This window comes from Streptomyces sp. NPDC001617 (assembly GCF_053596855.1).
Genome location: NZ_JBSFHA010000018.1, coordinates 32,510 through 56,994, shown reverse-complemented (window position 1 = coordinate 56,994; position 24,485 = coordinate 32,510). Strand labels below are relative to the sequence as shown.

General features: G+C 70.9%; 26 protein-coding genes and 1 pseudogene. 17 read left to right on the top strand and 10 right to left on the bottom strand.

The genetic code is table 11. The annotated features are described in order from the left end of the window. The first annotated feature begins 21 nt into the window (after window positions 1-21). The 3 genes from ACWC09_RS16385 to ACWC09_RS16375 all read left to right on the top strand — a co-directional run bounded on the left by ACWC09_RS16385 (window position 22) and on the right by ACWC09_RS16375 (window position 3,503). Window positions 22-1,506 (top strand): glycoside hydrolase family 32 protein, encoded by a 1,485-nt coding sequence (locus ACWC09_RS16385; protein WP_450851207.1) that lies wholly within the window; start codon window positions 22-24, stop codon window positions 1,504-1,506. 552 nt (window positions 1,507-2,058) lie between these two features. Then, window positions 2,059-2,307, top strand: coding sequence for an MmyB family transcriptional regulator (locus ACWC09_RS16380; RefSeq protein ID WP_450851273.1), 249 nt, complete (start codon window positions 2,059-2,061; stop codon window positions 2,305-2,307). A gap of 272 nt (window positions 2,308-2,579) precedes the next feature. Then, window positions 2,580-3,503: an alpha/beta hydrolase gene (locus ACWC09_RS16375; RefSeq protein ID WP_450851206.1), complete on the top strand. Its 924-nt coding sequence runs from the start codon at window positions 2,580-2,582 to the stop codon at window positions 3,501-3,503. 114 nt (window positions 3,504-3,617) lie between these two features. On the opposite strand, the pseudogene ACWC09_RS16370 reads toward ACWC09_RS16375, so the two are convergent. Next, window positions 3,618-3,776, bottom strand: a pseudogene (locus ACWC09_RS16370) (tannase/feruloyl esterase family alpha/beta hydrolase); the annotation flags it as partial. Window positions 3,777-3,796: 20 nt separating this feature from the next. Here ACWC09_RS16370 and ACWC09_RS16365 point away from each other — a divergent pair. Next, window positions 3,797-4,651 carry a low temperature requirement protein A gene (locus ACWC09_RS16365; protein ID WP_450851205.1) on the top strand — a complete coding sequence of 285 codons (855 nt, stop codon included), beginning with the start codon at window positions 3,797-3,799 and terminating at the stop codon, window positions 4,649-4,651. An 81-nt stretch (window positions 4,652-4,732) separates the two neighbouring features. Here the strand turns inward: ACWC09_RS16365 and ACWC09_RS16360 are convergent, their stop codons facing one another. Then, window positions 4,733-5,701 (bottom strand): helix-turn-helix transcriptional regulator, encoded by a 969-nt coding sequence (locus ACWC09_RS16360; protein ID WP_450851204.1) that lies wholly within the window; start codon window positions 5,699-5,701, stop codon window positions 4,733-4,735. A gap of 245 nt (window positions 5,702-5,946) precedes the next feature. Between ACWC09_RS16360 and ACWC09_RS16355 the strand changes: the two genes are divergently transcribed. The 4 genes from ACWC09_RS16355 (at window position 5,947) to ACWC09_RS16340 (ending at window position 8,853) form a co-directional block, all read left to right on the top strand. Then, a complete protein-coding gene (locus tag ACWC09_RS16355) occupies window positions 5,947-6,933 on the top strand; it encodes an aldo/keto reductase (protein WP_450851203.1) in 987 nt (328 codons plus the stop codon). A gap of 51 nt (window positions 6,934-6,984) precedes the next feature. Next, window positions 6,985-7,314, top strand: coding sequence for a carboxymuconolactone decarboxylase family protein (locus ACWC09_RS16350; RefSeq protein WP_450851202.1), 330 nt, complete (start codon window positions 6,985-6,987; stop codon window positions 7,312-7,314). A gap of 168 nt (window positions 7,315-7,482) precedes the next feature. Then, on the top strand, window positions 7,483-7,764 hold the full coding sequence (locus ACWC09_RS16345; protein WP_450851201.1) for an aldo/keto reductase: 282 nt from the start codon (window positions 7,483-7,485) through the stop codon (window positions 7,762-7,764). 54 nt (window positions 7,765-7,818) lie between these two features. Further along, window positions 7,819-8,853 (top strand): zinc-binding dehydrogenase, encoded by a 1,035-nt coding sequence (locus ACWC09_RS16340; protein WP_450851200.1) that lies wholly within the window; start codon window positions 7,819-7,821, stop codon window positions 8,851-8,853. Between the two features lie 12 nt (window positions 8,854-8,865). Here ACWC09_RS16340 and ACWC09_RS16335 read toward each other — a convergent pair whose 3' ends face one another. Both ACWC09_RS16335 and ACWC09_RS16330 read right to left on the bottom strand, forming a co-directional pair. Beyond that, window positions 8,866-9,762, bottom strand: a complete 897-nt coding sequence (locus tag ACWC09_RS16335; RefSeq protein WP_450851199.1) for a helix-turn-helix transcriptional regulator — start codon at window positions 9,760-9,762, stop codon at window positions 8,866-8,868. Window positions 9,763-10,664: 902 nt separating this feature from the next. Further along, window positions 10,665-11,534 (bottom strand): UbiA family prenyltransferase, encoded by an 870-nt coding sequence (locus ACWC09_RS16330; protein WP_450851198.1) that lies wholly within the window; start codon window positions 11,532-11,534, stop codon window positions 10,665-10,667. 149 nt (window positions 11,535-11,683) lie between these two features. On the opposite strand from ACWC09_RS16330, the gene ACWC09_RS16325 reads away from it, so the two are divergent. From ACWC09_RS16325 to ACWC09_RS16310, 4 genes are all read left to right on the top strand, one after another. Next, window positions 11,684-12,751, top strand: a complete 1,068-nt coding sequence (locus ACWC09_RS16325) for a type III polyketide synthase (protein ID WP_450851197.1) — start codon at window positions 11,684-11,686, stop codon at window positions 12,749-12,751. Window positions 12,752-12,796: 45 nt separating this feature from the next. Continuing rightward, entirely contained in the window at window positions 12,797-13,327 is a 531-nt protein-coding gene (locus ACWC09_RS16320) for an isoprenylcysteine carboxyl methyltransferase family protein (protein ID WP_450851196.1), read from the top strand. Then, window positions 13,324-14,337, top strand: coding sequence for an NAD(P)/FAD-dependent oxidoreductase (locus tag ACWC09_RS16315; protein WP_450851195.1), 1,014 nt, complete (start codon window positions 13,324-13,326; stop codon window positions 14,335-14,337). Before ACWC09_RS16320 ends, ACWC09_RS16315 begins: the two co-directional genes overlap by 4 nt. Window positions 14,338-14,659: 322 nt before the next feature. After that, the gene (locus ACWC09_RS16310) at window positions 14,660-14,776 is read left to right on the top strand and encodes a hypothetical protein (RefSeq protein WP_450851194.1); all 117 of its coding nucleotides are present in this window, start codon (window positions 14,660-14,662) and stop codon (window positions 14,774-14,776) included. Window positions 14,777-15,538: 762 nt separating this feature from the next. Here the strand turns inward: ACWC09_RS16310 and ACWC09_RS16305 are convergent. Next, on the bottom strand, window positions 15,539-15,691 hold the full coding sequence (locus tag ACWC09_RS16305) for a hypothetical protein (protein WP_450851193.1): 153 nt from the start codon (window positions 15,689-15,691) through the stop codon (window positions 15,539-15,541). Between the two features lie 192 nt (window positions 15,692-15,883). Here ACWC09_RS16305 and ACWC09_RS16300 point away from each other — a divergent pair, with 192 nt between their 5' ends. Further along, the gene (locus tag ACWC09_RS16300) at window positions 15,884-16,414 is read left to right on the top strand and encodes an FAD-binding oxidoreductase (protein WP_450851192.1); all 531 of its coding nucleotides are present in this window, start codon (window positions 15,884-15,886) and stop codon (window positions 16,412-16,414) included. Beyond that, window positions 16,411-17,073, top strand: coding sequence for a fatty acid desaturase family protein (locus ACWC09_RS16295; protein ID WP_450851191.1), 663 nt, complete (start codon window positions 16,411-16,413; stop codon window positions 17,071-17,073). Before ACWC09_RS16300 ends, ACWC09_RS16295 begins: the two co-directional genes overlap by 4 nt. 366 nt (window positions 17,074-17,439) lie before the next feature. On the opposite strand, the gene ACWC09_RS16290 is transcribed toward ACWC09_RS16295, so the two are convergent. Together ACWC09_RS16290 and ACWC09_RS16285 are read right to left on the bottom strand one after the other, a co-directional pair. Next, on the bottom strand, window positions 17,440-18,825 hold the full coding sequence (locus ACWC09_RS16290) for an ATP-binding protein (protein ID WP_450851190.1): 1,386 nt from the start codon (window positions 18,823-18,825) through the stop codon (window positions 17,440-17,442). Continuing rightward, a complete protein-coding gene (locus tag ACWC09_RS16285; RefSeq protein ID WP_450851189.1) occupies window positions 18,822-19,508 on the bottom strand; it encodes a response regulator transcription factor in 687 nt (228 codons plus the stop codon). Before ACWC09_RS16285 ends, ACWC09_RS16290 begins: the two co-directional genes overlap by 4 nt. Before the next feature lie 148 nt (window positions 19,509-19,656). On the opposite strand from ACWC09_RS16285, the gene ACWC09_RS16280 reads away from it, so the two are divergent. The 3 genes from ACWC09_RS16280 to ACWC09_RS16270 are packed head-to-tail and all read left to right on the top strand — an operon-like array spanning window position 19,657 to window position 22,048. Next, on the top strand, window positions 19,657-20,328 hold the full coding sequence (locus tag ACWC09_RS16280; protein ID WP_450851188.1) for a DUF4956 domain-containing protein: 672 nt from the start codon (window positions 19,657-19,659) through the stop codon (window positions 20,326-20,328). Continuing rightward, on the top strand, window positions 20,325-21,155 hold the full coding sequence (locus ACWC09_RS16275) for a polyphosphate polymerase domain-containing protein (protein WP_450851187.1): 831 nt from the start codon (window positions 20,325-20,327) through the stop codon (window positions 21,153-21,155). Before ACWC09_RS16280 ends, ACWC09_RS16275 begins: the two co-directional genes overlap by 4 nt. 14 nt (window positions 21,156-21,169) lie before the next feature. After that, window positions 21,170-22,048, top strand: coding sequence for a phosphatase PAP2 family protein (locus ACWC09_RS16270; RefSeq protein ID WP_450851186.1), 879 nt, complete (start codon window positions 21,170-21,172; stop codon window positions 22,046-22,048). Window positions 22,049-22,313: 265 nt separating this feature from the next. On the opposite strand, the gene ACWC09_RS16265 is transcribed toward ACWC09_RS16270, so the two are convergent. The 3 genes from ACWC09_RS16265 to ACWC09_RS16255 all read right to left on the bottom strand — a co-directional run bounded on the left by ACWC09_RS16265 (window position 22,314) and on the right by ACWC09_RS16255 (window position 24,321). Then, a complete protein-coding gene (locus tag ACWC09_RS16265; protein ID WP_450851185.1) occupies window positions 22,314-23,150 on the bottom strand; it encodes an SAM-dependent methyltransferase in 837 nt (278 codons plus the stop codon). Between the two features lie 72 nt (window positions 23,151-23,222). Then, the gene (locus tag ACWC09_RS16260; RefSeq protein WP_450851184.1) at window positions 23,223-23,453 is read right to left on the bottom strand and encodes a DUF397 domain-containing protein; all 231 of its coding nucleotides are present in this window, start codon (window positions 23,451-23,453) and stop codon (window positions 23,223-23,225) included. Between the two features lie 4 nt (window positions 23,454-23,457). After that, window positions 23,458-24,321 carry a helix-turn-helix domain-containing protein gene (locus ACWC09_RS16255; RefSeq protein ID WP_450851183.1) on the bottom strand — a complete coding sequence of 288 codons (864 nt, stop codon included), beginning with the start codon at window positions 24,319-24,321 and terminating at the stop codon, window positions 23,458-23,460. Window positions 24,322-24,485 lie beyond the last annotated feature (164 nt).

Sequence of the window (24,485 nt, the reverse complement as noted above, 5' to 3'; positions counted from 1 at the left end):
GACACCCCGAAAGGCACGCGTGTGTCCACCGCGCCCTTTGACCGCCCTGACCCGCACCGGCCCGTCGCGCATCTGCGCCCGCCCCGCAACTGGATCAACGACCCCAACGGACTGGCCTTCCACGACGGTTACTACCACGTCTGCTACCAGTACAACCCGTACGGCACCCGCCACGAGAACATGCACTGGGGCCACTTCCGCAGCCCCGACCTGCTCAGCTGGGAGCCACTGCCCATCGCCCTCTCTCCCACCGCGGGTGGCGAGGACGCCGACGGCTGCTTCTCCGGCAACGCCGTCTCCGACGGCGACCGGCTGATCGCCTTCTACTCCGCCTACCGCGAAGACCGCTGGCACCAGCCGGTCACCGCCGCCACCTCCCGTGACGGCGGCCGCACCTTCCGCCCCCGCGGCGACCTGGTCATCCCCGAGCCCCCCGGCGGCTGCACCATGTACCGCGACCCGTACGTCTGGCGGGACGGCACGCGCTGGCGGATGCTCGTCGGCGCCGCACTCGCCGACGGCCGCGGCGCGGCCCTGCTCTACGAATCCCCCGACCTGGAGACCTGGACCTACCAAGGCCCCTTCTGCACCGGCACATCGCGGCCCCTCGGCTCCGACGACCGGTACACAGGCGAGGGTTGGGAGTGCCCCCAGTACCTCCCGGCGGCCGACGGCTCCGGGCGCGGTGCCCTCATCTACAGCGCATGGGACCCGCATGACGGTCCCAGATGTTCGGTGGCCCTGGTCGGCCACGAGGCCGGCGGGGTCTTCGAAGCCGACGCCGCACCGGTCCTCCTCGACCACGGCCCGGACTGCTACGCGCCCGCGCTGCTGCGCGCACCCGGAGGCAGATGGCTGCTGTGGGGGTGGTCCTGGGAAGCCCGCGAGGAAGACTGGGCCGCCCAGGACGGCTGGGCCGGAACACTCACCCTCCCCCGCGAGATCTCCCTCACGCAGGACGGCTCACTGCACCAACGGCCCGCCGCCGAACTGCTGGCTCTGCGCGGCGACCACACCGTCCACGCGCAGGGACGGGCCGCCGGGGCCGATCCGGTGGAACTGGGCGAAGTCGGCCGCAGCTTCGACCTCACGGCACGCCTGGAGACCTCCGGCGAGGCAGGCCTCCGGCTGATCACCGCCACCGACGGCTCCGAGTACCTCGACATCCGCCTCGCCCCCGCCACAGGTCACCTGGTCGTCGACCGGGACCGTGCCTCCCGGGACGCCCGCGCCCTCGGCGGTTCCTACCGGATGCCCTGCCCCGCCGGCCGGCCGGTCGACCTGCGCGTGGTCGTCGACCACTCCATCGCCGAGATCTTCCTGGCCTCCACCGGCCAGGTGCTCACCCTGCGCTTCTACCCGACCGGGCAGGGCCCGTGGCGCCTGCAGGCCCGCAGCGCGCCCGGGGAGAGTCTCGGTTACGCCGTCGACGCATGGGAGCTGCTGCCCCTCGTGATCAAGGATCCGAGCAGCGACGCCGAACAGCTGGAAAGGCGGTCCGCATGACGGCGGTCATCGCCGGGGAGGCCCTGGTCGACGTGGTGTGGCCCGCAGCCAGCACGCGCGCTCAGCCTCCGAGTCGAGAAGAGATCGACGCCACGCTGGTGAGCAGCCCGGGATCCGTCTGACAGGTCTCCCGGCGAACAGGCGTCCCGCCCACCTCCTGACGGCCGGCGGGACGAGCGACCCGCGGGCAAACGGGCTCGGCCCCAGCCCGCGGGTCGCTTCAACCGAGCCGCGCGGACGGCCGACCCGAGCCTCGTCAGCGCTGCCGCCAGCTCGATGGGGTCCCGGAAAGCGGCTGCGTCGGGACGGGCAGCCTCGACCGTGCCAGTGATGATCCCTTACTGCCTGATTCCTTTGCCGTCGCAGGAGCGGCACTCCCTCCGTCCGTGGCACTTGCTGCAGCTACGGTTTCCGAAGCACCGCGAGCAGCTCGTCGTCCCCTCGCCGGCGCAGGCAGTGCAGGACAACAGCCAGTTGTCGAAGGGGTCCGGGTTGCCGTTGCAGAGTCCGCAGGCAGTCTCGCCGCGACCGTGGCATTCCTGACAAGCCCCGCTGCCTCGGCACTCGGGGCAACGGCAGCGCGACCTGGCCGGTACCGACCCCGACACCCACCACCCGGAGGTGGGTGACCTCACCCTCGGTCATCAGGCCATGCAACTGGAGGGCACGCCCGGCCACCGTGAGCTCATGTTCTTCGCCGAACCGGGCACCCCTGATCACGACGCGATCGTCCTCCTAGACCTGCTCGGGCAGCAGCGAGCCGCCCAAGGTGCGGCGGCCGGCCCCGCACCTGCCCTCTGACCTGCGCCGCAGCCGCGTGGGGTGCCCTGTCACACCACGGATCGGCACTCCACGCCACGGCAGGGCCTGCCACTGGGAGGCCGAGACGGCGAGGCTGCTGCGTACCGGCACCACCCGTCAGCAGCCGTCCGTCGACCTCCCCGACGCAGACGTACAGACGTACAGGTGACGGGAATCGGACCGGGGCGTGGGTGCGTGCGCGCCTGGGACACCCCACGCTCCGTCGGCCGCACCACGCACGACAGAGAATCTGGAACGAAAAGGACCTGAAAATGGACCGAGTGACCTTCATCAACAAGGGCAACACGGTGGTCGGCAACCTGTTCAAGCCCGCCGGCTTCGAGCAGGGCACGAAGTACCCCGCGATCGTGGTGACCCACCCGTTCGGCGCCGTCAAGGAACAGGTCCCCACCACGTACGCGAAGCTGCTGGCCGAACAGGGCTTCGTCACCCTGGTCTTCGACGCCTCGTACCAGGGCGAGAGCGGCGGCGAGCCGCACTTCTCGGAGTTCCCCTCGGCGCGGGTCGAGGACATCCGCTGCGCGGTGGACTTCCTGAGCAACCACCCCGACGTGGACCCGGACCGCATCGGCGCCCTCGGTATCTGTGCGGGCGGCGGCTACACGGTCAACGTGTCGCAGACCGAGCTGCGGATCAAGGCCGTCGCGGGCGTGAGCACCTTCAACATCGGCTCCGCGCGCCGCGACGGCGTCGGCCCCCTGGGCAAGCAGTCGGAGGAGTACCGCACCGACCTGCTCAAGCGGTCGGGCCAGGCTCGTACGCGCGAGGCGGCCGGCGGGGAGGTGGAGATGTTCTCCCTGATCGCGGACAACCCCCGGTTCGACATGAACGACCTGTCGACGATCCCGATGATGTACCAGGAGGGCTACAAGTACTACTCGGAGATCGACCCGAACCCGCGCTTCATGGGCACGTTCGCCCTCTCCAGCCTCAGCCAGCAGATGGCGTTCTTCCCGTTCGAAGGCATCGAGTTGATCTCCCCGCGCCCGCTGTTGCTGATCGCCGGCTCCGAGGCCGACACGCTCTACATGAGCCAGGACGCCATCGGGCGGGCGAAGGAGCCCAAGGAACTCGTCGTCGTCGACGGCGCCAGCCACATCGACCTGTACTGGAACCCCAAGTACGTCCCGCAGGTCGCCGACAAGCTCACCGAGTTCTTCGGGAAGCACCTGTGACCGGTTGCCAGGGACACCGGCCGACCGTCTGAAGCAGCCGACGGGAATCCGACTGAGGGAGTGGGGCGGACGCCCCGCTCCCTCAGTCGTTGACCGGGCACCCCGGACACGGATTCAGCACGCGCACAGCGTCCTCGTCAGGGTCACTTTGTGGGTGCTGGGGTCGGTGCGTGCCGCGGGAAGGGTGTTCGGCGCCTGGCCATGCTCAACCCAGTTCACGACCGCCACCGGCGGATCGCTGGGCGCGGGCCCGGCTCCGCCGGCGCAGTGTTCGGCGCCCGGGGTTCTTCGTCATGTCGATCACCGTGCCGAAGGTGGCCGAACGCGGCCCGTGGGCGTGGCTGTTCGGCGCGAGCTATCTCCTCGTGGTCCTCATCCACCTGGTCGGGTTCATCGGGACATCGGGGCATCGGGGCATCCTGCGCGTCGGGCCGCTGAACGTGGTCATGGCCCTCGTAGTCGTGGCCGCCGGTCTGGTGCCGCCGGACGTGCGGCCCTGGCTGTGGCTGCTGGCCTTTGCCATGGTGGTGGCGACGCCCATCGTCACCGGGGTCGGCGAGTTCACCGTGGGGGTCGGGCACTTCGTGGAGCGGCACGGACTCGCGGTGATCATCGTGCTCGGCGAGTCGATCGCCGAGGTCGGTGCCGTGGCCTCGGAAGAGAGCGAGGTGACCACGGTGATCACGGGCGCGCTCCTCGTCCTGGCGCTGAGCGCGGCGATGTGGTGGCTCTACTTCGGCCGCGAGGAACGCGAGAGCGAGGCGCGGCTGGAACGGGTCCCGGCGGACCGGCGGCCCCGGGTCGCCGTGTACTCCTTCGGGTACTCCTACTTCGTGATCGTCTTCGGCATCGCGGTCGCGGCGGTCGGGATGGAGAAGTCCATCGACGCGTTCCACCACGCGTCGCACGGCGTCCCGGCCCTGCTCCTGCCGCTCGGCATCTCCCTGTATCTGGCCGGACTCGCCTGTTTCCACCACACGCTCGCCGGTGCCTGGCCACTCGCCCGTCTGGGGGCCGCACTCGCCGTCGCCGCCCTGGCCGCTCCCGCCGCACTGCACGTCAGCGGGGCGGCGGCACTCGTGTCCGCCCTCCTGGTGCTGCTCGCGCTGATCCTGTGGGAGGGCCACCACTGGGACCGGGAGGTGTGAGCGCGGCGGGGCGCACGCCGATGCCGCGCAGGCGGTGTCGCGCGGACCGGAACACTCATCCCTCCTGCCCCGGTGGAACGCTCATCCCTCCTGCCCCGGTGCACGGTGCTCGGGTGAAGAAGAGGATGCCTCGTCCGGTGTGGTCGTCGGCCGTGCCCCCTGGGGTGGCTGGGTGTCGCGCGCGGCAGGTTTGTGCGCGGTCAGGTCCAGGAGGACGAGCGCGTCATGGGCGGGGGTCCCGGGCTCGGCGTGGTAGGTGACCAGTCGATGCCCGGGGGTGCCCTCCAGCTGCATTCCCTGGTAGCCGAGAGTGAAGGTCCCGACGTCGGGGTGGTGGTAGGTCTTGCGGCCGAACGCGTGCGCCTTGACCTCGTAGCGTTCCCACAGGCGGGCGAAGTCCGGGCTCTTGAGCAGGAGTTCACCGACGAGCGCGGCCAGGTCGGGCGCGTCGGGGTCGGTACCGGCCAGAGCGCGCAGCCGGGCGACGCAGCCGCGCAGGGTGTGCTCCCAGTCGTCGAAGAGCTCGCGGGCGGCGGGGTGGAGGAAGGCGTAGCGGGCGAGGTTGCGCTGTTTGACCGGCCAGTCCTCGATGCCCGCGAACAACGCCAGGCCGGCGGGGTTCCAGGCCAGTAGGTCATTGGTGCGGCTGGCGACATAGGCGGGGCCCGGACGAAGGCTCTCCAGCAGCAGCGTGACAGCGGGCCGCACGGTCCTGCTGGGTGCGACGGGAGGTTCGGGCGCTGTCCGGGCGGCACGGACGGCCAGGTTGCGCAGGTGCTCGTGTTCGTCCTCCGTCAGCAGGAGGACGCGGGCGAGTGCGTCGACGACCGACGGGCTGGGGCGGGTCTCCTTGCCGCGCTCCAGACGGGCGTAGTAGTCGATGCTGACCCCGGCCAGGGTGGCCAGCTCCTCGCGGCGCAGCCCTGGTGTGCGGCGCAGCCCGGCGCCGGGGGACAGTCCCGCCTCGGCGGGGGTCACCTGGGCCCGGCGGGCCCTGAGGTAACGCCCCAGCTCGGTGCCACCACCGGCAGGCTGCTGCTCACGTGTCATACCGTCCAGTCTGCCGGGCCTGTGACCTGCGCGGCAGGCGTGTGGGGTGCCCTGTCACAGCACGGAACGTCACTGCCCGGCACAACGCGTCCTGCCACGCGACGCAGCGGGCGGGCAGGCTGGGCCGTGTCGCGGATCGAAGCTCTGTGGCTCACGGCCTACGCCGGTCCATACCCGTACGTGAGCACCGGCACCGGAGCACGGAGGTATCCGCGAGCGTCCCGTCAACGAAGGAATCGGCAACCGTGAAGCACATCAAACTAGGTGATCTGGACGTGTCCCGCATCGGCCTGGGCGCGATGGGGATGAGTGGCGTTTACACCGGCCACGGCACGGACGACGCCGAGTCCCTCCGCACCATCCACCGCGCCCTCGATCTGGGTGTCACCCTCATCGACACCGCCGAGATCTACGGGCCCTTCATCAACGAGGAACTCGTCGGCCGGGCCGTCCGGGGCCGCCGGGACCAGATCGTGCTGGCGACGAAGTTCGGCCTGGTCTCGCACACAGGCGACGGCGACGGCGTGCCGGGCGTGGCCGACAGCAGTCCGGCGACCATACGCGCCGCGGTCGAGGGCTCCCTCAGGCGACTCGGCACCGACCACATCGACCTGTACTACCAGCACCGCGTCGACCCGAACACACCGATCGAGGACACCGTGGGCGCCCTCGCCGAGCTGGTCGCCGAAGGCAAGATCCGCCACATCGGACTGTCCGAGGCCGGCCCTGCCACGATCCGCCGCGCCCACGCCGTCCATCCCGTCGCCGCCCTGCAGACGGAGTACTCCCTGTGGACGCGGGACATCGAAGCGGAGATCCTGCCCCTGCTGCGGGACCTCGGCATCGGCCTCGTCCCGTGGGCGCCGATCGGCCGCGGCTTCCTGACCGGCAAGATCCGCTCCACCGACCAGTTCGACGCCACCGACCGGCGCCTGACCAACCCGCGTTTCACCGAGGAGAACTTCCGGCGCAACCTGGCCCTCGTCGACGAGGTCGAGGCGGTGGCCGTGGAGGCGGGCGCCACACCGGCGCAGGTGGCCCTGGCCTGGCTGCTGGCGCAGGGCGCCGGCATCGCCCCCATACCCGGCACCAAGCGGGTCTCCCGTGTCGAGGAGAACACCGCCGCCGACCAGGTGGAGCTGACCGCCGGGCAACTCGACAAGCTCAACCGCCTCACCCCGGCCGCGGGCGACCGCCTCGAAGCGGAGATGAGCCGGCTGATCAACCTCTGACCCCTCCCCCCACCGACACGGGCGACCCCCACGATACGAGGAGCTCACCCCATGGCAGACGAGCCGACCCCCGCCCAGAAGGCACTCGGCGCCTTCGCACCGAAGCTGGTCGAGCTGACCGACGAGGTGCTGTTCGGGGACGTCTGGGAGCGTCCCGGCCTGTCGCCCCGCGACCGCAGCCTGATCACCGTGACCACCCTGGCGGCCCTGTACCGCCCGGAGCAGCTGGGCAACCACCTGCGCCGGGCCCTGGAGAACGGACTCGCCAAGGACGAACTGGTCGAGGCCATCACCCACCTGGCGTTCTATGCCGGATGGCCCAGCGCGATGAGCGCGATCACCCAGCTCAAGGACATCGTCGAAAACCAGGACAACGGCTAGCGGGAGGCCGAGCAACAGCCATGCGTACCACCACACCGGGCCCCGGCGGACCCGAGCTCGGCGTCCTGGGCCTGGGCTGCGTGGGCATGCCCCATGCCCACGACACGAAAACCCCACGTGACGACGCCACCTCCGTCGAGGTGATCCTCCCCCAGTCTCGGCTTCGGCATGACCCTGATCGACACGGCGGACGTGTACGGACCGCTCACCGACGAGGAACTGGTCGGCCGGGCGCTCAAGGACCGCCGCGACCGGGCAGTGCTGGCCACCAAGGTCGGCCTGCTCTCCCGGGACTCCAAGGGCAGGCCTGTCCGCGGCCCCAACGGCCGCCCCGAACACGTACGGCTCTCGATCGACGAGAGCCTGGCGCGGCTCGGCACCGACCACGTCGCCCCCTGCCGTACTGCCGGAAGCAGGGCATCGCCCACCCCGGAGGGCGGCCGTGACTGAGCGGCCCCCATTCCGTCAACTCCCCATCAATTCAAGCAGGATCGGAAAGTTCCTATGCGAGCGACAGTGATGTACGGCGCCGGCGACGTCCGTGTGGAGGACGTCCCCGACCCGAAGATCCAGAACCCCACCGACGCGATCGTCCGGGTGGTACTCGCCTGTGTCTGCGGCAGCGACCTGTGGCCCTACGCCTCCATGCCGGCCTCGGAAGAGGGCCGGCGCATGGGGCACGAGTTCCTCGGCATCGTCGAGGAGACCGGCTCCGAGGTGTCCGGGGTGAAGGCCGGTGACCTGGTGGTCGCGCCCTTCCTGTGGGCGGACAACACCTGCGTCTTCTGCAAGGAAGGTCTGCATGTCGTCTGTCCGCACGGCGGCCAGTGGGGCCCGAACGGCGTCGACGGCGGCCAGGGCGAGGCGGTCCGCGTCCCGCAGGCCCAGGGCACCCTGGTCAAGCTGCCGGTGGCCGAGGACTCCGCCCTCCTGCCCTCCCTGCTGTCCCTGTCCGACGTGCTGTGCACCGGCCACCACAGCGCGGTCAAGGCCGGCGTCAACGAGCGCACCACCGTCACCGTGATCGGTGACGGCGCGGTCGGCCTGTCCGCCGTACTGGCCGCCAAGCGGCTCGGTGCCGAGCGGATCATCCTGATGGGCCGGCACAAGGACCGCACCGACCTGGGCGTCGAGTTCGGGGCCACCGAGGTCGTTGCCGAGCGCGGCGAGGAAGGCATCGCCCGCGTGCGGGAGCTGACCGGCGGCATGGGCACCCATGCCGTACTGGAGTGCGTCGGCGCCCTGTCCGCCCTTGAGATGGGCCTCGGTGTGGTCCGCCCCGGCGGCGCGATCAGCCGGGTCGGCGTACCGCAGTACGGCGAGATCCCCTTCGGCTTCATGGACTTCGCGAAGAACGTCACCCTCACCGGAGGTGTGGCCCCGGCCCGCGCCTACATGGAGGAGCTGCTGCCCGACATCCTGGAGGGGAAGATCGAGCCGGGCCGGGTCTTCGACCGCACCGTGGGCCTGGACGACACCCCGGACGCCTACCGCGCGATGGCCGACCGCGAGGCGCTGAAGGTTCTCGTCAAGCCCTGACGGGCGCGGGCGTCAGTCCTGTTTCTCCTCGACGGGCTCGGTGGCGGGCTCGGTGGCCGCCCCGTCGAGGAGAAGCAGTTTCTCGTGATCAGGGGTGCCGGGTTCGGCGAAGAACACGACGAGACGGTGGCCCGGGGTGCCGTCGAGCCGCATGGACTGGTAGCCGAGGGTGAGGTCGCCGACCTCCGGGTGGTGGAAGGTCTTGTCGCCGCGCGGGTGCGGCTCTACGTCGTAGTCCGTCCAGCGACGCACGAACTCCGGGCTCTCCAGGGTGAGTTCGTCAATGAGCTCGGCCAGGCCGGGGGTGTCCGGTTCGGTACCGGCCAGGGCGCGGATACGGCCGACACAGGTGCGGACCTGCTCGTCCCAGTCGGCGAACAGCTTCGCCGCATGAGGATCGAGGAAGAGGTAGCGCAGAGCGTTGAGCCTCTCGGCCGGCCAGTCCTCCGAGCCCGCGAACAGCCGGACCGAGCCGCGATTGCCGACGAGGATGTCCATCGTGCGGCTGATCACATACGCGGGGTGGGGGCGCAGGCTCTCCAGCATCAGCTCGATGTCGGGCCGCACGGTCCGTTCGGATACGGCCGACGGCTCCGGCGCGGACCTCCTGTCCCCACGCTCGGCGAGATCGCGCAGATGTCCGTGCTCGTGCGCGTCCAGCCGGAGAGCACGAGCGAGGGCGTCGACGACGGCCGGACTGGGGTTGGTCTCCTGACCCCGCTCCAGGCGCGCGTAGTAGTCGATGCTGATCCCGGCGAGCGTGGCCAGCTCCTCACGCCGCAGCCCCGGCGTACGCCGCAGCCCGGCGCCCGTGGCAAGGCCGACGTCCTCGGGCGTCACCCGGCTCCGGCGGGTGCGAAGGAAGATCCCCAGCCCGCTGCCGTCGGCGTTCTGCTGCTCGCGTGCCATGTGGTCCAGTATGCAGCTGGAGTCATTGCCCGATCTGCCGTCCGATCTGCCCTCGAGAGCCGTCCGACAGGCGGTGGGCGATCGAAGGTGGCGCAGCAGCGCGTCGTGGGCGGCCGGCGACGGCCCGGCCCGGCCAGTGATCACGTCGGCCACCGCGGCCCTGGCGCTCCAGCACTCCGGGAACGTGCTCCGGCTCCGCTTGGGCCTGTATCGAATGCGCTGTTCACGGCCACGCATGGGTGGTCGCTACGCGGACGGTCGCCTCATGGCGGACCACCGGCCTCGTCGTACCTCGTGGCCTCGACCCGGAGCCTCGTAACGCAACGCATCGAGAAGTCCCTGGGCCGTTTTCCGGGCCGTTTGCCCGTCGCTCCGGCCGGCTTCAGTGGCAGCTCTGTGATCCAGGGGAGCCCGGATCACAGCCGCCTGCTGTCACGCCGCACCAATTCACCTACTTGGCCTTGACCGGCGTCGACGACCTGGGCACGGAGCGACTACTTCCGTTTCCCTGCGTCCCGCCAGCGTCCCGAATCCGGAGGTCAGCCTGTCACGGGAGCCACGTATGGCGGGTTCACCGTCTGCGGACTCGAACCCACGGCCGACGGATCATGGGTCCTGTGTGGTGGTTGTCGATGCGTTCCTGTCCTTGCGGCCCCTCAATGGCCCCTGGGGGTCTATGAGTCGGACGCCTGCCACAGCAGCCGCCGCGTCCGCCCAGTTCAGCCAAGGGGATGGAACCTACGCACAGCGGATTTCCCTTCCACCGCGCAGAGATTCCGCGGGCCACGACAGCTACGCCGCTGTGTTGCGATCACGCTGCGCAGCAGCGGAACGACTCCTGTAGAAACGCGCACAGCCAGTCGTCATCGGCGCGTGGACCGGCAAAGCGGTAAGCGGCGCGGTCAGGCGATCCCGGTGCCGCGCAGCAACAGCAACGCCACATCCACCGCCGCGACGGCGACCGCCGCCCCGAACGCCGCCCGCTCCCAGCGGCGACCCAGCACCGTCCCCGCCACCGCCACCAGGCCGGCCGCGACGAGCGCCGCCACTCCCCACCCGCCGGGTGGCCCGACGGGCCCCAGCGCCAGCACCGCGGACGCGGCCACCAGCGGCACCGGCAGCAGCAGCCGCGCGCCGTCCGGGCCCAGCCGGTGCGGCCATCCCCGTACGCCCGTCGCCAGATCCCCGCGGATGTCCGGCAGCACGTCACCCAGATGCGCGCCGACTCCCAGCAGCGCCCCGGCGGTGACGACCCACCAGGCCGGCCACGGCTGCCCCGGCAGCCCCAGCGCCACGAACGCCGGAAGCGCGGCGAAACCCACCGCGTACGGTGCCCAGGACCATGCCGTCGCCTTGAGCCGCAGGTCGTACGCCCACGCCGCCGCCACCCCGGTCAGGTGGACGGCGCCCGCCCAGAGGCCACAGGCGAACGAGAGCGGCACGCACAGCGCCAGCGCGGCGTAGGCGGCCACCCACACCTCCGTCACACCGACCGTGCCGTCGACGACGGGTTTGCCGCGGCGGCCGACGGCGATGTCCCGGCGCGCGTCGAACGCGTCGTTGCACCAGCCGACGGACAACTGCCCGGTGAGGACGGCCGCGGCGGTCAGGACACACCGCGCGGCGCCCTGGCCGGCGGTGACGGCGAGCGCGGTCATCAGGGCGGTGACCGCCACGACAGGTCCGGGGTGGCACGACCCGGCCAGGCCACCGACCCGGCCGGCCCAACTCGCCTCGGGGCCGCCGGTCGTCGAGTGCTCGGGAGTGCCCACCCGGCCGATCGTAGGCGCCCGGGCCCGTCCGGCCGACCCGCGTGCTCTCCGGGGCGGACGGCCGGACGGGCGATTCCTGGTGTCGAGGCCCCGGTTCGGGGAACATGTCGTGAGCAACTCAGCCGAGTTGGTAACCGGACGGGAACCACATGACGAGGATTGCCGCGGTTCGAGGTGCTCTCGCACCGCACCGTCGCACCCAGCCCGAGATCACCGACATGGTGGCCCGCACCTGCCTGCCGGAGGGCACCGACCGCCGGGTCCTGGACCGGCTGCACCGCAGCGCGATGGTCCGCTCGCGCCATATGACGCTGCCACTCGAACGGTACGGAGAACTCGACGGGTTCGGCGCCGCCAACGACGTCTACATCGCCGCCGCCACCGACCTGGGCGCCAAGGTCGTCCGAGACGCACTGCACGCGGCCGGTCTGTCCGCGGCCGACGTGGACCTGCTGATCTTCACCTCCGTCACCGGTGTCGCCGTCCCCTCGATCGACGCCCGTCTGGTCGGCCGTCTCGGACTACGGCCGGACGTCAAACGGCTCCCCCTCTTCGGGCTGGGCTGTGCCGGCGGCGCCGCCGGCCTGGCCCGTATGCACGACTACCTGCTGGGCCGGCCCGACCAGGTGGCGGTGCTACTCTCGGTCGAACTGTGCTCGCTCACCTTCCAGCGCGACGACGCCTCCCTGGCCAACCTGGTCGCCACCGGGCTCTTCGGCGACGGCGCCGCCGCGGTCGTCGCCTGCGGCGCGAACCGTCCGGGCCGCCCGGACGAGACCGCCGGCCCGACGATCGTGGACACCCGCAGCCGCCTCTATCCGGACACCGGGCGCGTCATGGGCTGGGACATCAAGGGCACCGGCTTCCGGATCGTCCTCGACCCGCGGGTGCCCGATGTCGTACGCCGTTACCTCGGCGACGACGTCGAGGGGTTCCTGGGCGACCACGGGATCAAGCCGAAGGACGTGACCGCCTGGGTGTGCCACCCCGGCGGCCCCAAGGTCCTCCAGGCCGTGTCCGAGGCCCTCGTCCTGCCCGATGGCGCACTCGATGTGACCTGGCGTCACCTGGCCGACGTCGGCAACCTGTCCTCGTCGTCCGTGCTCCACGTACTGCGCGACACCCTGGCCGAACGCCGCCCGCCACCGGGCACCCCGGGCGTGCTGCTGGCCATGGGGCCCGGCTTCGCCTGCGAACTCGTGCTACTGCGCTGGTAGTTCAGCCCCCTGAAGACACGAAGGGCACCAAGGACTCGAGGAAACATGATCTGGTACGGACTGCTGGTGGCCGCCGTCGCCGCCGAGCGCGTCGCCGAACTCGTCGTCGCCCGCCGCAACGAACGGTGGAGCGCCGCCCGCGGCGCGACGGTGACCGGGCAGGGCCACTACCCGGCGATGGTCGCGCTTCACACCGGCCTGCTGGTCGCCTGCCCGGCCGAGGTGTGGCTGGCCGACCGGCCCTTCGTACCCGCCCTGGCCTGGCCGATGCTGGCCGTGCTGGTGGCTGCCCAGGCACTGCGGTGGTGGTGCATCCACACTCTTGGCCCCCGCTGGAACACCCGGGTGATCGTCGTACCCGGCCTGCCGCTGGTGACGGGCGGCCCCTACCGGTGGCGGTGGCTGCGGCATCCGAACTACGTGGCCGTCGTCGTCGAGGGCGTTGCCCTGCCGCTCGTCCACACCGCCTGGATCACCGCGGCCGTCTTCACGGTGCTCAATGCCGCTCTGCTCACCGTGCGCATCCGCTGCGAGAACCGGGCGCTGGCCGCCGCGGCCATGCCGGCGTCGGCATGATCGACGTACTGGTGGCCGGCGGCGGACCCGCCGGACTGGCCGCCGCCATCCACGCCGCGCTCGCCGGTCTGGAGGCCGTCGTCGTCGAACCCCGGACCTCGCCCGTGGACAAGGCCTGCGGAGAAGGAGTCATGCCCGGCGGTGTCGCCGCGCTGCGAGCACTGGGCGTCGAGGTCACCGGCCGCGAACTGCGTGGCATCCGCTACGTGGACGGCACCACCCGCGCCGAAGCGACCTTCCGCGGCGGCAACGGGCTGGGAATCCGCCGTACGGAGCTGCACTCCGCACTGCACCGGCGCGCGCTAGGTCTCGGCGTGCGCATGCTGCCGGGCAAGGTCGGCGAGGTGCGCCAGAGCGCGGACACGGTCACCGTCGCCGGAACCACGGCCCGTTGGCTGATCGCCGCCGACGGCCTGCACTCCCCCCTGCGCCGCAGCCTGGGTCTGGAACTGCCGGGTCACCCCCACGGCCGCTACGGACTGCGCCGCCACTACCGCGTCGAACCGTGGACAGACTTCGTCGAGGTCCACTGGTCCCGGCACGGCGAGGCCTATGTGACACCGGTCGACGACGCCCTGGTGGGCGTCGCAGTCCTCAGCCGCCACCGGCGCGGTTACGACGCACACCTGGCGGACTTCCCGACCCTCACCGCATCCCTGTGCGGCCCGACCGCAACGGGGGTACGCGGCGCCGGACCACTGCGGCAGCGGGTGCGGCGCAGAACCGCCGGCCGTGTCCTGCTCGTCGGCGACGCCGCGGGCTACCTGGATGCCCTCACCGGCGAGGGCATCGCCCTCGCACTGGCAACGGCCGGGGCAGCCGTCCGCTGCCTGGCCGCGGACCGTCCGGACGCATACGAGCGTGCCTGGTCCCGGCTGACCCGACGCCACCGACTGCTGACGGGAGCCCTGCTGACCGCGAGCCGCCACCCCGGCACCGCCCGCCTCATCGTCCCCGCAGCATCCCGGATGCCCCCGCTGTTCTCAGCCGCAGTCCACGCACTGCAGTAGTGACCCGCCCCTACCCCTGCGGAAAGCGCCAGGGGATGGCGCGGCGTTGCCGATGGCGACGGGACTTTCGCCGAGGCCAAGCCCGCGGGCTTCCGCGCCGGTTATCGCGACCACGTCCCCTATCTGATGGTGAGTCAGGCAGCTGCGGGATCCGGGCCGACTGATGGTGTGCGCGACCTGGATCTTCGCATTGATCGCGGCTACGCCACAGAGTGGGACACGACCGGCATCATGTCGAGGCGTCGCCCGGGTACGGGGAACGGACGGCTTCCGGCCGTCCGCCGGACCCGGCGGGCACACTGCCGAACGCCAGGGCATCGACATGGAGCAGGCGTTCACCGCGCTGCGTGGTTGCGCCCGCGCGCACAACCGGCGCCTGGCCGACGTGGCCCGCGCCTTCATCGACGACTCCGAAGCCCTCCCCGGTCCGGGGTCCTGACCCACTCCGCGCCGCGGTCGGCGCGCCACCGACCGCGGCCCCTGCACCGGGTTCGCGGTCCGTACGGCCGCCGCCGCACTGCGGCGGCGGCCGTACGTGGCGCGAGGAGGGGAGGCCCCCCTCCACCGTGTCCTCGCGCGCTGTCCTCCGCGGCGGCGGGACTGGTGGGAACACCCCGTCTGGAAATGCCGGGAGGACGGAGGCCGGAGCCGCGCACTGCGGCGATGCGGCTCCGGCCGGGCCTGGTTTCCGACTCGGGGGCTGGGAGCCTGGGTGGGGAGACTTGCTGGTACCTGACGCGGTCGCAGTCCCGTCTTCCCTGCGCGGAGCCTAGAGCAGATACAGGCGAAGCGGAACAGGGCCGTTCGCAGACGCCGCCCGTGCTCTCCGCGAGAGTTGGCAGGCCCCGGACACCACAGCGCAGACCGAGGAACAGGATGCGCACGGGATTCGGCCATGGTGCGATGGACGGGCGCGGAATTCGTGCGCCTTGCTTCCGAGGTCACTCCGCGTGCGCCGGGCGGGATCGCCCCTGTCGCCCGGCGTGAGTGGAAGGAGGGGCGGGTGGGGTGGCGGAATCTAATTCCGTGTCCGCCACGGGCCGTGTCGTTGTGGTTCTCTGGCGGGACACCGGCTGCGGCCCGCCACCCGGGGGCCGACGTACGTGACCGAGGCGATCCCGCGTACATGATGCGGGGATGCGCCCGACGAGCCGACGTGTCCACGCGCCCTGCCCCCGCGTGCCCTGTGGTGAGAGAAGGGTTACCCCATGGTGGTTCTGCGCGCGTCGATCCCGGCGATGCCGTCGGCCGCTTCCGGTACGACGGCCGCCTTCTTGGCTGCTCTCGTCGGTCTCGCCGACAGGCTCGCCGAGTGGAGCGGCGGCCGTGTGCCGACGGCGGCGGGCCGGATCACCAGTGCCCTCGTGAGCCCTCTTGCGAGTCCCCTCGCTCCGGACGACTACCTGGGCCTGATCGACCCGCTGCTGTCCGCCCGCCATCCCGCGGGTCGGGTGATCGCCGTGCGGCCGGAGTGCGCCGGGGCGGCCACGCGGAGATCCGTCCCGGGCGCGGCTGGGCGGCACACCGGCCCGGACAGTACCGGCCGGTGGGGGTGGAGATCGACGGCGTACGGCACTGGCGTACGTACTCGATCACCTCACCCCCCGAAGCGCCGGGCCGGACACTGACCATCACGGTCAAGGAGCAACCTGGCGGCCGGGTCTCCTCGCATCTCGTGCACCGGACCCGTCCCGGCACCGTGCTCCGACTCAACCCCGCGCAGGGCGAGTTCACGCTGCCGGAGGATCCACTGCCGCCGCGGATGCTGATGGTGACGGCGGGCAGCGGCATCACCCCGGTGGCGGGGATGCTGCGCACCCTCGCGCGCCGCGGCTTCTCCGGGCCCGCCCCCAACGTCGTACTCCTGCACAGCGCACCCGGCCCGGACGAGTTCCTCTTCCGAGGCGAACTGGCCGAGCTGCAGGCCGGTTGCCCTGGCTGGGCGTCCATGTGCGGTACACCCGTACCGCGGGCCGGCTGGTCCCCGAGCACATGGGCGGGGCACGGACGCGGACGCGTCGGCACACCAACGTCGTCGGCCTCGACCGGGACCTCGGCTACACGATCCTGCGCATGAGCCCGGACCAGCCCTGGCATCCGGTCCACCTCCTCCAGCCGCTGTACACCGCGCTGCTCGCCCCCGTCTTCGAGTGGGGCATCGCCCTCTACGACCTGGAGGCGGATGCCGTCCCGTCCGGCCGCAAGAGCGTGCGGGCCCTCCTCGGCGACCTGGCCGGCCTGGCCCGCAAGGCCGTGCGCCAGGCGGCCAAGGACTACGTCCTCTTTCCCCTGCTCGCGGGCCCGTCCGCGCTGCCCTGCCTGGCCGGCACCGTCACCGCGAACGGGCTTCGCAACATCTGGGCGCACACCGTGATCTTCTGCGGCCACTTCCCGGGCGACGTCCAGACCTTCTCGTACGAGGAGGAACAGCTGGAGGGCGAGACGCGCGGTCAGTGGTACCTGCGTCAGATCCAGGGCTCGGCGAACATCGAGGGCGGTTCCCTCCTCCATGTGCTCACCGGCAACCTGAGCCACCAGATCGAGCACCATGTCTTCCCCGACCTGCCCAGCAACCGCTACGCCGAACTCGCGACAAGGGTGCGTGAGATCTGCGCTCGGCACGGGATCACGTACGTGAGCGGGCCGCTGTGGCGCCAGTACGCGTCCATGTGGGGCCGCGTCCTGCGTCACTCGATGCCGGACGGTTCCCGGCGCCGCCGGGCTTGGAACGGCTGACGGGCGCGGGCACAGAGGCGGAGAAGCGCGAGCCGCATCACCGCAGTACCCTGGATCGTGGGTTGGCTCACTCTCACGTGCAGCCGCCCGGAAGGGCGACTCCGGCGTGGTTGCGCCGGAGTCGTTGGCACAGTCGCACTGCCGGTTCCGGCCAGGCCACGACCTTCCAAAGGGCGAGGCCCGCATCGACCGGTGTCCCGCCCGGGCGGGACAGCGCATGATCCAGGCAGCCGACATCCGCGAGTGGCGCACCCATGACGTCGTCGACCCGAAGGGGCACACGATCGGCAGCCCCGGACCCTTCCCACACCGTGCGGACCCATCCGGCAGGCCTCAACGCTCAATCAGCCGACAAGGCAGATCGCCTCAGTAGGCGATGTCGAGGATGACGACGGCGCCCGACGCGCTGTTCTCGGCGTGGGCGAAGCCGTCGTGCGAGGCCGCGACGGCGGCGACGAGCGCGAGGCCGAGACCCGATCCGGGGGTGGTACGGCTGCCCTCGGCGCGGGTGAAGCGGTCGAAGGCGTGCGGCAGGAACTCGGGCGGGAATCCAGGGCCTTGATCGGCGACGGACACGCGCAGGCGGTCGTCGTGTACTTCCGCCAGCAACGTGATGTCGCCGCGCCCGTGGCGCAGAGCGTTGTCCAGGAGAGTGCCGATGGCCGGCCCGAGCCAGCGCGGATCCACGTGCACCGTGGCGTTGTCGTGCTCGACGGTGAGGGTGCGCCCCTCGCGCTCAGCGGCCGAACGGTAGGCGGCGGACGCGTCGTCGAGAAGGGAGCCGAGGCCGACCGGGGTGAGCTGGACGTGCTCGCCGCTGCCGAGCTGTTCGAGGTCGAGGAGCTGATTGGCCAGGGTGACCAGGCGGCTGACCTCGGCGTCGACGGAGCACAGCGTGTCGGTCAACTGCTCGGCGCTGCGCGGCCGGTGCAGCGCGACGTCGATTTCGGCCCGCATCAGGGCGAGCGGGGTGCGCAGTTCGTGGCTGGCGTCGGCGATGAACTGGTGCTCACGGGCGGTGGAGGCTGCCAGCTGGTCGAGCATGTGGTTGAGGGTGTGGCCGAGGCGGGTGATCTCGTCGTCGCGGTCGGCCGGTATTTCCAGGCGCAGGTCCTGGGCGCCGTCGGCGAGGGTGGCGGCACCGCGGCGGTAGTGCTCGACGGGGCGCAGTGCGGCGCGGGCGGTGCGGTAGCCGACGTACGAGGCCGCGATCAGGGTCAGTGAGGCGGCGAGGGCGAGTTGGGCGAGCAGTTCGCGCAGTGCCTCGTCGCGGTGCCCGCGCTGGACCGCCGCGACGGACACCACGGTGCTGCCGTCCGACAGCCGTACCCGCCTGGCCTCCTCTCGTAGCGAGATCGGTTCGATGGGCAGCAGCCGGCCGGTGTCCCGGTGGACCACCGCGCCGGCCCGCACGGCACGCAGTTCGGCGGTGGTCAGCAGGGGGGTGCGGTGGTAGCCGTCGGAGGCCATGGTGATGCGTCCGTCGGGGTCGATGACCTGGTGGACGCTGCCCGCCGGTCCCGGGGGCAGCGTGCCGTCCCGGCGCAGCGCCGTGTCGAGGTCGTGCTCGTACGTGGCCAAGTCGTCGTCGAGCTGCTGGTCCAGGGCGTACTGGACCCGCCAGAACACCAGGCCCGCGGCCCCCGTGAGGACGAGGGACATGGCGGCGGTGACCGCGAGCAACAAGCGTACGGCTATGGGTAGTTGACGCGGCCGCCAGCGCGGTGCGCGAGCGGCGGGGCGGACTGTCACCTCGGCTGCTCCAGCCGGTAGCCCAGGCCGCGCAGGGTGGTGATGTCGCTGCGGCCGAACGCCTTGTCGACCTTGGCCCGGACCTTGGACACATGGACGTCGATGACGTTGCTGCGGGCGTCGAACTCGCCGTCCCACACCTCGTCGAGCAGCGTCAGCCGGCTGACCACCCGCCCGGCGTTCTCCATCAGGACCACGAGCACGTCGAACTCCCGACGCGACAGGTCCAGTTCACTCTCTCCGCGCCAGGCACGGCGCTGGTCGGTGTCCAGGACGAGGTCGCCGACCGCCAGCCGGCCGGGGTCGAGATCGGGCGTGAGCTCGGGGCGACGGCGGAAGACCGCGCGGAACCGGGCGAGGAGTTCCTCCATGGCGAACGGCTTGACCAGGTAGTCGTCCGCGCCCGCATCCAGTCCGGCGACCCGCTCGGTGACCGCGCCGCGGGCGGTCAGCAGGACCACCGGCACGTCGTTGCCCTCGCGGCGCAGAGTACGGCAGACCTCCACACCGTCCATGCCGGGCAGCATCACGTCCAGCACGACGGCGTCCACGCCCGCCTCGCGGGCGGCCGCCAGCCCGCTGGGCCCGTCGAAGCGGCCCTCGGCGGTGTGTCCGGACTCCCGCAGATAGCGGGCGACCAGCTCGACCAGCCGTTTCTCATCGTCGATGACCACGAAGTGCACACCCGGAAGGGTAAGCAGCCTTGAGCTCAGCCCCCGGAGTGCGGCGGGCCTTCATCGTGGCTTCATGTGAAATTCCTACGTTCTTCATCTCGCGGTGGTCGTGCATCCGCGCCCGGCGGTAGCCGTGCGTCCGCCGGGAAGGAGAACGATGTACAACCAGGTTTCGATACTGGCCGGGAAGGGGCTCTCGACGAGCCTCACGGCCGGGGACCTGATCACCCGCGCCGGGCTCGACGTGATCGCGATCATGCTACTGGTGGGCTGGCTCTACCGGCGCCGCCGCCCGCTCGCCGAGATCCCCCTGGTGCTCACGGCCCTGAACATCGGGCTGTTCGCCGCGATGACCGCGATCACCGCGGGCAAGTTCCCGACCGGCGTCGGCTTCGGCCTCTTCGGCATCCTGTCGATGGTCCGGCTGCGCAGCGCGGCCTTCACCCTGCGCGATGTCGCCTACGCCTTCACCGCGCTGGTGATGGCCCTGGCCAGCGGCCTGCCGCAACGGCAGATGTGGCTGGTCGTCGCCATCGACGTGCTGCTGCTGATCGCCGTGGCCGTCGTCGACGACCCGACCTCCCACCGGCCCACCCGCACCGTGCGCGTCACCCTCGACCGCGTATACCTGGACCCGGAGGCGATCCACGCGGACGTGGCGGCCCGCCTCGGCACGCAGCCGCTGTCCGTGACGGTGGACGAGGTCGACTACGTACGTGAGACCACCCGGGTCTCCGTGCGCTTCCCCCTCCAGGACCCGGCGGACGTCCCCGACGAACGCGACCCCGACCAGGTCGGGGCCACCCAGGCCGAACGGCAGCCGACATGACGGCCGAGGCCGCGGTCCTCGAAGAGACCGCCACGGCGTCGGACCCTGTCGCTCTCGGCCTCGACGCCCTGCGCGGCGCGACCCTCGCCGAGGTCGACGCGGCAGCCGCACTGCAGCACCGCGTCGACCGCAAATACCTCCTCCCCATCGCCGTGGCGGCCCACCTGGTGGCCTCGCTCGCGGACACCCACCGTGTTTTGGACATCGACGGCCGACGCACCACCGACTACCGCAGCACCTACTTCGACACCCCGGGGCTCTTGGCCTGGCGGGCCCACGCCCAGGGCCGGCGCCACCGCTGGAAGGTCCGCACCCGGCTGTACGCCGAGGACGGACTGTGCCGTGTCGAAGTGAAGACCAAGGACGGCCGCGGCGCCACGGTCAAGCACGCGCTGAGCGTCGACGCGAGCACATACGGACAGCTGGACCGCACGGCCGCGGACTTCGTCGACGACGTCCTCGGCCGCTGTGCGATCACCACCGTCACCGCAGCCGACCTGCTCCCCGCGAGCGAGGTCCGCTACCGCCGCGCGGCCCTGGCCGACCTGGACGGCGGCACTCGCGTCACCCTCGACACGCTCCTCGACTGCCGCCGCGACGGCCGGATCGCCGCCCTGGACCACGGCCACGTCCTCATCGAGACCAAGGGCGGCCCGCGCCCGGCCCTCGGTGACCGGCTGCTGCTCGGCCTCGGCGCCAGACCCGTCTCGCTGAGCAAGTACCTCATCGGGCTCTCCCTGCTGGTCCCCGGCCTCCCCGACAACGACGTACGACGCCTCGCCCGCACCCACTTCCACATGCACCCCGCCCCGCACTCCGCTCTGTAAGGGATCACCGCCGTATGACCAGCACCGCCCGCCGCGTGAAGTGGCAGTACGTCGTCATCGCCGGACTCGCCACCACGGCGGCCGTCGTCGGCCTCGCCCGGCCGATCGTCTTCCAGGACTCCGCATCCGCCACCTCCACGAAGACCGCCAAACTGTCGGCCACCGACCGCGTCAGGCAGAACCCGCCGCCCGCCCTGTTCGCCGACGCCCAGATCGCCGACATCTCCCGGCAGCTGACGGCCCAGAAGCACACCGCCGACACCCTCTTTGCCCAGTGGACGAAGACCCACGGCACCACCCGCGACGACCACGCCTTCACCACCTGGGTCGAATCCAAGGTGCCCGCCCCACCGAACAAGGCCGCCCGCAGCGCCGAACTGCACCAGGTCCAGGAGCTCGCCAGGACCCGTACCGCCGCCGGCAAGAAGGCGGCGACCTGGCTCGAGGTCTACGGCAAGAAGGACATATGGAAGGTGTACGCGCACGACCAGCGCGAACTGCTGCCCCAGACCGAGGGCACGGCCGACAAGGCACAGCTGAAGTCCGCCCTCAAGACAGCGAAGACGATCACCGACCAACTGGCTGCCCGCTACAAGGCCCCGGCCCCCTACGTCCTCGACCCGTCGCTGCGCCCCGACAAGCACGTCAAGGCCGGCCAGAAGGGCCCCTACTCCTACCCCTCCCGGCACGGCGCCCGCTCCGCCGCCGCGGCCACCTACCTCACCGGCCTGGACCCCCACCGCGCTGCCGAGTACCAGTGGATGGCCGCCGAAGTCGCCTACTCCCGCCTCTACATGGCCGGCCACGTCCTCAGCGACCTCACCGCCGGCGTCCTGGTCGGCGACCTTGTCGGCGACTACCTCCTCGCCACCGGCGGTCATCAGGAAGGCTGAGTTCGGTGCAGGTGGCCGTCGACTGCCAGGGCGGCCGGGCCGGCCTGCAGCGCGTACGTGATCGTGCGGCGGGCGGGTTCGCGCGCAGGGGTCCCAGGCCCAGCGCCAGGGCGGCGGTGGTGAAGGCGAAGACCCCTCCTGCGGGGGCCTGCCTCGGCGGCCACGTGCCGGGCACCGGCTCCGAAGAGGCCGGCCTCCACCGGTTCCACCGGCCAAGTCCTCGCACGCACGCGCTCCGCCCGGCCGGGGACCGTCGGCAGCGAGGTCACACCTTCAGTGCCACGCCTCCGTACATGGCGACGTCCGAGTCCTTGACGTCTCCCTCGGTGCCGGGGAGCGGCTTCCACTGGTGCACGAGTGTCACCCCGGGCTCGACCAACCGCAGGCCGTCGAAGAACGGCTGGACTTCGTCCTTGGTGCGGTTGCGGGCGGGCATACCGCGCTTGGTGTACTCGGCGACCACACTGCCGATGGGTTTCGGGCTGGAGTCGGTGGTGACCGTGGACAGCGCGAGGAAGCTGCCGGGGGCCAGCGGCCGCAGGTACCGCCTGACAAGGTCGTACGCCTTCTCGTCGTCGAGCACGAACTGCAGTACCGCGATGATGGACAGCCCGACCGGCCGGCCGAGGTCGAGGGTGTCGTTCAGCTCCGCGGAGCCGAAGACCGCGTCCGGGTCGTGCATGTCGGCGTGGAGGTAGGCGATGCGGCCCTGGGGGGTGCCGGTGAGCCGGGCCCCGGCGTGCGCGAGGACGATGGGATCGTTGTCGACGTAGACGACTCGGGCGCTCGGGATGACCTCCTGGGCGACCTCATGGAGGTTCGGCGAGGTGGGGATTCCGGTGCCGATGTCCAGGAACTGGTCGATCCCCTGCTCCGCCAGGTAGCGCGCGGCGCGCTGCATGAATGTGCGGTTCTCGCGCATGGATATCTGCAGACCGGGCCAGGCGCTGAGCATCTGCTCCGCCGCCGCACGGTCCGGGGGATAGTTGTCCTTTCCCCCCAGTATGTAGTCGTAGACCCGCGCCGAGTGCGGAACGCTCGTATCGATCCTAGGTGGTTCGTAGCCCAGGGCCCGATTGGTCCAGTTTGCATCTTCGGGCACTTGTGCACTCCTCATGAATTAACTGCGCCAGAACGCTTCGCCGACGAATTTCGTACGGAAACCCAAGCACCGTCAGGAGGCCAGCATATTGGCCTGTCCCGCCTCCCAGCCCTCTGCGAAAACATCGAGTTCGACCTGCGTGAAGATCAGCGCCGGACCTTCCGGATCGCTGGACTGGCGGACCGCGAAACGACCGTCAGGCAGTTTTCTGACCTCGACGCAGGCGCCGCCGTTGCTTCCGCTCCACGGCATGTGCCAGCCTTCCGTCCCCAGTTCCTGAACGGCATTGTGAATGCGATTCACGGGACTACAGCTCCTTGCGAATATCACCGAGAAGTTCCCGGGTATGTTTTACCGGTAGGGCCTGTGCGCATATCCGGTCCAGGGCTTCCTGGTAGTTCGTCACGTCGTCGTACTCGTCGAGATACACCGCACCGACCAGGTTCTCGATGTATGCGATGTCCGAGATCTCCTCGTGCGGGAACCGGAAGATGTGGAACGGCCCGTACATACCCTCGTGCGCGCACAGCCCGAACGGCATGATCTGGAGCTTGACGTGCGGCAGGGCGGTCGCCTCGATGAGGTGGTCGATCTGCCCCCGCATCACATCGGGCGGGACCATGGGGCGGCGCAGCACCGTCTCGTCCATCACCGCCCACAGTTCGGGCGGCCGCGGCCTGCCGAGGAGTTTCCGGCGCTCCATACGGACGACGACTCTCCGCTCGGCCTCGTCTTCCCTGCCGTGGAGGCCGGCACTCAGGATGGTACGCGCGTAGTCCTCGGTCTGGAGCAGCCCCGGGACGTAGTGCGGTTCGTAGACCCGGATGAGGCTCGCCTCTTCCTCCAGGCTCACATAGGCGCTGAACCAGGCGGGCAGAGCGTCCCGGTGGCGGTGCCACCATCCCGGCTGGTTGGCCTCCCTCGCCAGGGCCAGAAAGGTCTTCGCCTCGTCCGCGGGGACTCCGTACGCCCGCAGGAGGGTCTGGACGTACGGGAGCTTCCACTTGCCCTTGGCGACTTCCATCCGCCGGATCGTCAGGTGGTTGACATCGAGCACGGCCGCGGCGTCGTCGAAGGACAACCCGGCGCGTACGCGCAGATCACGCAGCCGCCTGCCCAGGACCATCAGGCGGACCGTCGAACTGCCGGACGTCAACTGAGCCGAAGTCATCCACCACCCCCTCGCGCGGCATCCATCGGAAGCGTGCAGCATCCATCGGAAGAGTGTGCCATTCCTCGGCGGATCGACTTCCTTGGCGGATCGACTTCCTGACCATGTCTCGGTGAAATTATCACGGTGAATCTTGCTTCACGACCACGGCTCAGAGCATAGTG